This is a genomic window from Streptomyces sp. SID10853 (genome assembly GCF_010548145.1).
In the GTDB taxonomy this organism is placed as follows: Bacteria; Actinomycetota; Actinomycetes; order Streptomycetales; family Streptomycetaceae; genus Streptomyces.
On the sequence record NZ_JAAGLN010000302.1, the window covers coordinates 1 to 6901 of the forward strand.

At 70.8% G+C, this 6901-nt stretch carries 9 protein-coding genes and 2 pseudogenes; 5 read left to right on the forward strand and 6 right to left on the reverse strand.

Features of this window, described 5'->3' with window-relative positions; all coding sequences use genetic code 11:
* Positions 1 to 460 (forward strand): annotated as a pseudogene (locus G3I19_RS32795) (hypothetical protein); the annotation flags it as partial.
* A 73-nt stretch (positions 461 to 533) separates the two neighbouring features.
* Here the strand turns inward: G3I19_RS32795 and G3I19_RS32800 are convergent.
* Entirely contained in the window at positions 534 to 929 is a 396-nt protein-coding gene (locus G3I19_RS32800; protein ID WP_164267358.1) for a VOC family protein, read from the reverse strand.
* 204 nt (positions 930 to 1133) lie between these two features.
* Here G3I19_RS32800 and G3I19_RS32805 point away from each other — a divergent pair, with 204 nt between their 5' ends.
* The 3 genes from G3I19_RS32805 to G3I19_RS32815 all read left to right on the forward strand — a co-directional run bounded on the left by G3I19_RS32805 (position 1134) and on the right by G3I19_RS32815 (position 4223).
* Positions 1134 to 2732, forward strand: a complete 1599-nt coding sequence (locus tag G3I19_RS32805) for an ABC-F family ATP-binding cassette domain-containing protein (RefSeq protein WP_164267359.1) — start codon at positions 1134 to 1136, stop codon at positions 2730 to 2732.
* A gap of 355 nt (positions 2733 to 3087) precedes the next feature.
* Positions 3088 to 3309 (forward strand): helix-turn-helix domain-containing protein, encoded by a 222-nt coding sequence (locus G3I19_RS32810; RefSeq protein WP_006123601.1) that lies wholly within the window; start codon positions 3088 to 3090, stop codon positions 3307 to 3309.
* Positions 3310 to 3431: 122 nt separating this feature from the next.
* Positions 3432 to 4223 carry an enoyl-CoA hydratase/isomerase family protein gene (locus G3I19_RS32815; RefSeq protein WP_164267360.1) on the forward strand — a complete coding sequence of 264 codons (792 nt, stop codon included), beginning with the start codon at positions 3432 to 3434 and terminating at the stop codon, positions 4221 to 4223.
* A 92-nt stretch (positions 4224 to 4315) separates the two neighbouring features.
* Here the strand turns inward: G3I19_RS32815 and amaP are convergent, their stop codons facing one another.
* The 5 genes from amaP to G3I19_RS32840 are packed head-to-tail and all read right to left on the reverse strand — an operon-like array spanning position 4316 to position 6607.
* Positions 4316 to 4894 (reverse strand): alkaline shock response membrane anchor protein AmaP, encoded by a 579-nt coding sequence (gene amaP / locus G3I19_RS32820; protein ID WP_164267361.1) that lies wholly within the window; start codon positions 4892 to 4894, stop codon positions 4316 to 4318.
* Between the two features lie 7 nt (positions 4895 to 4901).
* Entirely contained in the window at positions 4902 to 5558 is a 657-nt protein-coding gene (locus tag G3I19_RS32825; RefSeq protein WP_164267362.1) for a DUF6286 domain-containing protein, read from the reverse strand.
* Positions 5555 to 5899, reverse strand: a complete 345-nt coding sequence (locus G3I19_RS32830) for an Asp23/Gls24 family envelope stress response protein (protein WP_164267363.1) — start codon at positions 5897 to 5899, stop codon at positions 5555 to 5557. Before G3I19_RS32830 ends, G3I19_RS32825 begins: the two co-directional genes overlap by 4 nt.
* Positions 5896 to 6087 carry a hypothetical protein gene (locus G3I19_RS32835; RefSeq protein WP_164267364.1) on the reverse strand — a complete coding sequence of 64 codons (192 nt, stop codon included), beginning with the start codon at positions 6085 to 6087 and terminating at the stop codon, positions 5896 to 5898. Before G3I19_RS32835 ends, G3I19_RS32830 begins: the two co-directional genes overlap by 4 nt.
* Before the next feature lie 28 nt (positions 6088 to 6115).
* The gene (locus G3I19_RS32840) at positions 6116 to 6607 is read right to left on the reverse strand and encodes an Asp23/Gls24 family envelope stress response protein (protein WP_164267365.1); all 492 of its coding nucleotides are present in this window, start codon (positions 6605 to 6607) and stop codon (positions 6116 to 6118) included.
* 93 nt (positions 6608 to 6700) lie between these two features.
* Here G3I19_RS32840 and G3I19_RS32845 point away from each other — a divergent pair.
* Positions 6701 to 6901 (forward strand): annotated as a pseudogene (locus tag G3I19_RS32845) (hypothetical protein); the annotation flags it as partial.

The following is a 6901-nucleotide window of genomic DNA, read 5'->3' on the forward strand; positions in this document are numbered from 1 at the left end:
CAGCGCCGTCACCGAGCTGCTCGCTGTGGCCCGCGGCGAGGACGCGCTGCTGCGGGGTCTCGCCTTCGAGGCGCTGCGGGTGGTCGGCGCGCCCGCGGAGGCCGCGGTGCGGGATGCGGCCGATGAGACCTCGCTCCGGCCGTACGCCGTGCTCTGGCTCGCGGAGTACGAGGGCGCCGACCCCGAGGACGCCCACGACGCGCTCACCCGTGAGGAGGCGACCTGGCTCTGGGTGGACACGGCGGCCGCCGTCGCCGACCACGGGGAGAGCACCCTGCTGGTCCGCCATCTGGAATCGGCGGTCCAGGGCACCGTGCCCGCCCTGCTCGAAGAGGTACGGGCCGTGGGGCACCCGCGCACGGTGCAGGTGCTGGTGGCACTGGCGGCCGCACACCCCGACCCGGCCCTGGCCAAAGCGGTGCGCCGGGCCGCCTTCCAGGTGCACACCGGCGGCGTCTGAGCACGGCTGCCCCGGGGCCCTTGCGCCAGAAGCGCACAAGGGCCCCGCGAGCAGGCCCCGCGAACGGCGTCCCTCAGGCCGCCCCGCCCGGCACATATGTGCCGAAGCTCCAGATGTTCCCCTCGGCGTCGCGCGCCATGTAGTCGCGGGAGCCGTAGTCCTGGTCGGTCGGCGGCATCAGGATCTCGACCCCGTGCTCCACGGCCTGCCGGTGGTGGGCGTCGGTGTCCTCGACGGCGACGTAGACGCCCACCGGGCCGCCCTTCGCCATCGCCTTGGCGAAGACCCCCTCCCGGCCCCGGGTGCCCAGCATCACCATGCCGTCGCCGTAGGCCAGCTCGGCGTGCAGGACCGCGCCGCCCTCGTCCTCGTAGACAGCGACCTCCCTGAAGCCGAACGCGTCCTTGAGCAGCCGGATGGCCACCTTGGCGTCGTCGTACAACAGCGTCGGACTGATCGTGGCAACCATGCCGGGACACCCTTCCGCCGGATTCACGCTTCCGATTTGTCCTGCTTGTGTGCGGTGCTCTCCCAGTCTGGCACCGGGCACCGACAGAGTGCCCGCGTGGCACCGTTAGACTGGGCCGCATGGCATTTCTCCTTGTGCATTAGCCGGCGTCGAAGCAACCCTCCGCCTGCCCTTCCGCCGTCCATACCGCCCTGGAGTTTTTCCGTGATCACCGCTTCCGGCATCGAGCTGCGCGCCGGCGCCCGCATCCTCATCGAGTCCGCCTCCTTCCGTATCGCCAAGGGCGACCGCATCGGCCTCGTCGGCCGCAACGGAGCGGGCAAGACCACGCTCACCAAGTGCCTCGCCGGCGAAGGCGTTCCCGCGGGGGGCACCATCACCCGCTCCGGCGAGGTCGGCTACCTCCCGCAGGACCCCCGCACCGGCGACCTCGACGTCCTCGCCAGCGACCGCATCCTCTCCGCCCGTGACCTCGACTCCGTCCTGCGCAAGATGCGCGAGAACGAGGAGCGCATGGCGCACGGCCAGGGTGCGACCCGCGAGAAGGCGATGAAGAAGTACGAGCGCCTGGAGACCGAGTTCCTCACCAAGGGCGGGTACGCCGCCGAGGCCGAGGCCGCCACCATCGCCGCCGCGCTCGGGCTGCCCGACCGGGTGCTCGGCCAGCCGCTGCACACGCTCTCCGGTGGTCAGCGCCGCCGGGTCGAGCTGGCCAGGATCCTCTTCTCGGACGCCGACACCCTGCTCCTCGACGAGCCCACCAACCACCTCGACGCGGACTCCATCGTCTGGCTGCGCGAGTACCTGAGGAACTACCGCGGCGGCTTCGTCGTGATCTCCCACGACGAAGAGCTGGTCGAGACGGTCGTCAACAAGGTCTTCTACCTGGACGCCAACCGCACCCGGATCGACATCTACAACATGGGGTGGAAGCTCTACCAGCAGCAGCGCGAGGCCGACGAGAGGCGCCGCAAGCGCGAGCGCCAGAACGCCGAGAAGAAGGCCGCGTCCCTCAACTCGCAGGCCGACAAGATGCGCGCCAAGGCGACCAAGACCGTCGCCGCGCAGAACATGGCCAAGCGCGCGGACCGGCTGCTCGCCGGCCTGGAGGCCGTCCGGGTCTCCGACAAGGTCGCCAAGCTGCGCTTCCCCGACCCGGCGCCGTGCGGCAGGACCCCGCTCATGGCGGAGGGCCTGTCCAAGTCGTACGGCTCGCTGGAGATCTTCACCGATGTCGACCTCGCCGTCGACAAGGGCTCCCGCGTCGTCATCCTCGGCCTCAACGGCGCGGGCAAGACCACGCTGCTGAAGCTGCTCGCCGGCGCCGAGAAGCCCGACACCGGTGAGGTCATCGAGGGCCACGGCCTGAAGATGGGCTACTACGCGCAGGAGCACGAGACGCTGGACCCCGACCGCTCGGTCCTGGAGAACATGCGCTCCGCCGCGCCCGACCTCGATCTGGTGCAGGTCCGCAAGACGCTCGGCTCGTTCCTCTTCTCGGGCGACGACGTCGACAAGCCCGCCGGGGTGCTCTCCGGCGGTGAGAAGACCCGGCTGGCGCTGGCGACTCTCGTCGTCTCGTCGGCCAATGTGCTGCTCCTCGACGAGCCCACCAACAACCTCGACCCGGCCAGCCGCGAGGAGATCCTCGGCGCTCTGCGCACCTACAAGGGCGCGGTCATCCTCGTCACCCACGACGAGGGCGCGGTGCACGCGCTGGAGCCGGAGCGGATCATCCTGCTGCCGGACGGCGTCGAGGACCTGTGGGGTCCGGACTACGCGGACCTGGTGGCACTGGCCTGATCCAGTGCCTGATCCGTCGCCTGATCCACCGCGAATGGATCATTCGGCTTACGGGTGATCCTTCATCTGAGTGAGCCGCTCTCGTACCCCGGCGTGTCCGCTGCCCGCCGCCCGTCCGGCGGGCTCGGCGCATGACCGTACCGAACTCCTTTCACAGGACCGTCGCTGACCAGCGTTTTCGTGCTCAGCGGCGGTCCTGTGCGCGTTCCGCCGCTGCCGGAATGCGGCGATCCGGTCCGCGTAGTGAGCCGGGACACGGAAATCCCTCCGGTACAGACCTTGCCGAATGGGTGGCCAGGAAGGCCGGGAGGGGTGATCATGAGAGTCCAGAGCGCACTTCCTTGAGGAGGCACGGGTGGCCGAGACTCTGAAGAAGGGCAGCCGGGTTACCGGCGCCGCGCGTGACAAGCTCGCGGCAGACCTGAAGAAGAAATACGACTCCGGTGCGAGCATCCGGGCACTGGCCGAGGAGACGGGCCGTTCCTACGGCTTCGTCCATCGGATGCTCAGTGAATCCGGTGTGACGCTGCGAGGACGCGGCGGAGCAACGCGAGGCAAGAAGGCCGCTTCGGCCTGACAGGGCCGAGAGGCCCGGTTCTGGATTCACCGGTTCACCATGGTGGCCACCCGGTCGGTCGACCAGCCGGCAGGGTGGTTACTGTGCAGTCACTTAACTGTCTGCACCGAACCGGAGACCCCATGACCTCGCTCGACTACGTGTTCGACAAGGACGGCGTACGGCTTGCCGTCGAGGACGCGGTTGCCACGGTGACACTGGCCAACCCCGCGAAGCGCAACGCCCAGTCTCCCGCTCTGTGGCGGGCGTTGACAGAAGCGGGACGGTCACTGCCGGGCAGTGTCCGCGTCGTGGTGCTGCGCGGTGAGGGCAAGTCCTTCTCCGCCGGCCTGGACCGGCAGGCGTTCACGCCTGAGGGTTTCGACGGAGAGCCGTCCTTCCTCGATCTGGCACGCGGTGATGACGCCTCGCTCGACGCGGCCATCGCCGAATACCAGGAGGCGTTCACCTGGTGGCGCCGTACCGACCTGATCACCATCGCCGCTGTCCAGGGCCATGCGATCGGTGCCGGTTTCCAGCTCGCCCTCGCCTGTGACCTGCGGGTTGTCGCCGAGGACGTGCAGTTCGCCATGCGCGAGACCAGCCTCGGGCTCGTCCCCGACCTCACCGGCACGCACCCGCTGGTGGGGCTCGTCGGCTATGCCCGCGCGCTGGAGATCTGCGCCACCGGCCGGTTCGTGCACGCCGAGGAAGCCGTCCGTACGGGCCTGGCCAATCTGGCCGTCCCCGCCGACGAGCTCGACGGCACGGTCGCGGACCTGGCGTCCGCCCTGCTCGCGGCCCCCCGCGACGCGGTCATCGAGACCAAGGCGCTGCTGCTGGGGGCAGCGGACCGTACGTACGAGGAACAGCGCACCGCCGAGCGCGCCGGACAGGCCCGCAGGCTGCGTGACCTGGCGGGCCTGTCCGACTGACCGCCTGACCGCGGCCCCTGCCGCGACTTGACCGCGGCGCGGCTGCGGGCCTGACTCCGGCCCGGCCGCGGCCCGGCTGCGTGGGCCTTCGCTCAGGACACCCGGCGTGCGCGGTGTTTCACCGCACGCAGCCTGACCTCGGCGGGAAGTCCGGCAAGACCCGCCGATTCACGGGCGTGCGCCAGGGCCCCGGTGGTGAGACGCGAGAGCGTCGAAACCGGCTCGGAGTGCGCCGAGAGCGCCATCCCGATCCGGGCCGACGGGGAGGTACGCCGGCCGGTCAGCCTGACCGCCGCACGGTCGACGCCGGGCAGCGACTCGGCCTCGGCCGCCAGTACGTTCTCCATCGCCCGGCCCCTCAGCCGCGCTCCGTCACCGTCGCGGCTGTCCACGAGCACCTCGGACAGCCGCGCGCGGCGCAGCTGCGCGAGGAGCCACCAGAGTGCGAGCAGCACGATGACGGCGAGCGCGGCGATGACCACCGGCCACCACCAGCTGTCGCCACGCCACTTGGTACGGCGCGCGGTGCTGAGCAGGACGTCGTGCGGCCCGCTCCAGGGCCACCACGACGGGACGGAGAGATTCAGCCCCGCCGCCAGCACCGCTCCACCCAGGCAGAGCAGCACCAGTCCGGCGAGGGTGAGCAGGACCCGGTTGACCGTCTTCAGCATCGCCACATCACCCCTTTCCGGCGGGACGGCCGACCCGCACGGAGAGCCGGGGCCGCGACCCGAGCCCCAGTGCGGTGATCCCCGTCGCCATCGCGTCGGTCAAGTCGGACCGTACGTCGTCGAGTTCGCCGAAGTGCGAGCGGGCACGCACCTTGACCCTGGAACGCTTCATCCGGATGCGTACGGACTGCACACCGGCCACCTCCATGGCCCGGTCCCGCAGTACCAGCGCCGCCGCGTCCCGTTCGAGAGCTGCCTTGACCTGCGGGCTGTCGCGCCGCATCGGCAACAGCGAGCGCAGCCCGGGGGTGAGCGCCAGGATCAGCAGCCAGAGGCCGATGGCCATCACCACACCGGCACAGACCTTGATCCAGATGCTGTCGAGGGGGCGCGTCGCCAGATCGTCGGCGACCACCCGGCGCCAGTGCATCGCCGGCCGGCCCGCCCGTACCGCCGACACGTCGTACAGCAGCACCCCGGCCGCGGCGAGCACCACCAGTGCGAGCAGGCCGGCCGGTGTTCTGCGCCCCGACCAGAAACGCCTCGCCCGGCCACCCGAACCGGGCGCCGGTACGTACGCGGTGGCGGAACCGGGGCTGCTGGGCTTGGCCGGGGCCTTCTCCATGACGGGCAGCCGTCGCGTGCTGTCGTCCGCTTCGCTCATCGCGCCCTTCCCCGGTCGGAGCCGCGGGTCTGTTCGGAGTGCAGCCGCTCGACCTGTACCGCCACCTCGGGCACCTCCATGCCCGCCAGCGACTCGACCCGCTGGGCCACCCGGCGGCGGACCGCTCCGCACTGGGCGCCGATGTCGGACGGATAGCCGAGCTCCAGACTCACCCGCACCCGCGCACGGGAGTCCTGCACCGTGACCGTCGCGTTCGGGGCGGTGCCGCCGTCGGGCACCGTGCCGATCGCCTCACGCGCCGCCTGCGCCGCGATCTTCGACACGACCCGGTCGGCGATACGGGTCGAACCACGTTCGGCCGGCGCCACCTGAGGGCTCATCGCCGCCCGTCGCCGTGGTCGCGGCCGCGGAAGAAGTCGCCGGCTTCCAGGTCGCCGTCGACGAACTTGCCCGCGACGAAGCCGACCGCACCCAGTGCGGCCACCAGCAGAAAGGCTCCGAAGCCGCCGAAGTAGCCGGCGAAGCCAAGTGCCATACCGGCCAACAGGCCGACCACAGCCATACTCATCGTGCGCTCCTAAGCCGAAGGTACGGGGTTACTGAAGTCGGGACTCCGGCTCTTCATCGTCTTCCTCGTCGGGCAGCTTCACATCACTGACCGCGATATTGACCTCGACGACCTCGAGCCCCGTCATACGTTCCACCGCCGAGATGACGTTCTCCCGCACATCGCGGGCGACCTCCGCGATCGACACGCCGTACTCGACGACGATCTCCAGATCGAGAGCGGTCTGGACCTCGCCGACCTCGGCCTTCACCCCGCGTGACACGGACTTGCCGCCACCGGGCACCCGGTCGCGCACCGCACCGAACGTCCGGGAGATGCCACTGCCCATCGCGTGCACGCCCGGCACGTCGCGCGCCGCGAGACCGGCGATCTTCTCGACCACGCCGTCCGCGATGGTGGTGCGGCCGCGGGAGCCGGGAGCGCCGCCGCCACGCTTGGTCACATCGGTCTTCCGGGGCTCCTGGCCCGCCGGGCCCTTGCCAGAGATGTCGGACTGGTGCTGCTGCGGGGTCTCACTCATCGCCGTGTGTCCCTCTCCGAGCGGTAGTGGATTCTGTGCCCACGGTAGGTGCGCTTTCCCGGTTACGCGCCGGGAATGCGGCAGGGTGGGGGTATGACGGGTGACGGATCGTGGGGGCATGACGGATTGGCGCAGGCCGTCCGCAGCAGGCTCGGCCTCGGCAGGCTGCTGCCGCTCGGCGGTGCGCCGGACGGGGCCTGGATCACGGAGGAGGCGGCTGCCGCGGTGCTGCGGAGCGCGGCGGCCGGGGTGCCGGGGACGGTGCTCGGCAAGCTGCGCGTGGGCCCGGCGGAG

Bases quoted from the DNA above. Each gene is read 5' to 3' on its own strand.
- G3I19_RS32815 (WP_164267360.1), top strand. From the start codon at position 3,432: ATGACCTCGCTCGACTACGTGTTCGACAAGGACGGCGTACGGCTTGCC.
- G3I19_RS32825 (WP_164267362.1), bottom strand. From the start codon at position 5,558: ATGAGCGAAGCGGACGACAGCACGCGACGGCTGCCCGTCATGGAGAAG.
- G3I19_RS32800 (WP_164267358.1), bottom strand. From the start codon at position 929: ATGGTTGCCACGATCAGTCCGACGCTGTTGTACGACGACGCCAAGGTG.
- G3I19_RS32830 (WP_164267363.1), bottom strand. From the start codon at position 5,899: ATGAGCCCTCAGGTGGCGCCGGCCGAACGTGGTTCGACCCGTATCGCC.
- amaP (WP_164267361.1), bottom strand. From the start codon at position 4,894: ATGCTGAAGACGGTCAACCGGGTCCTGCTCACCCTCGCCGGACTGGTG.
- G3I19_RS32835 (WP_164267364.1), bottom strand. From the start codon at position 6,087: ATGAGTATGGCTGTGGTCGGCCTGTTGGCCGGTATGGCACTTGGCTTC.
- G3I19_RS32840 (WP_164267365.1), bottom strand. From the start codon at position 6,607: ATGAGTGAGACCCCGCAGCAGCACCAGTCCGACATCTCTGGCAAGGGC.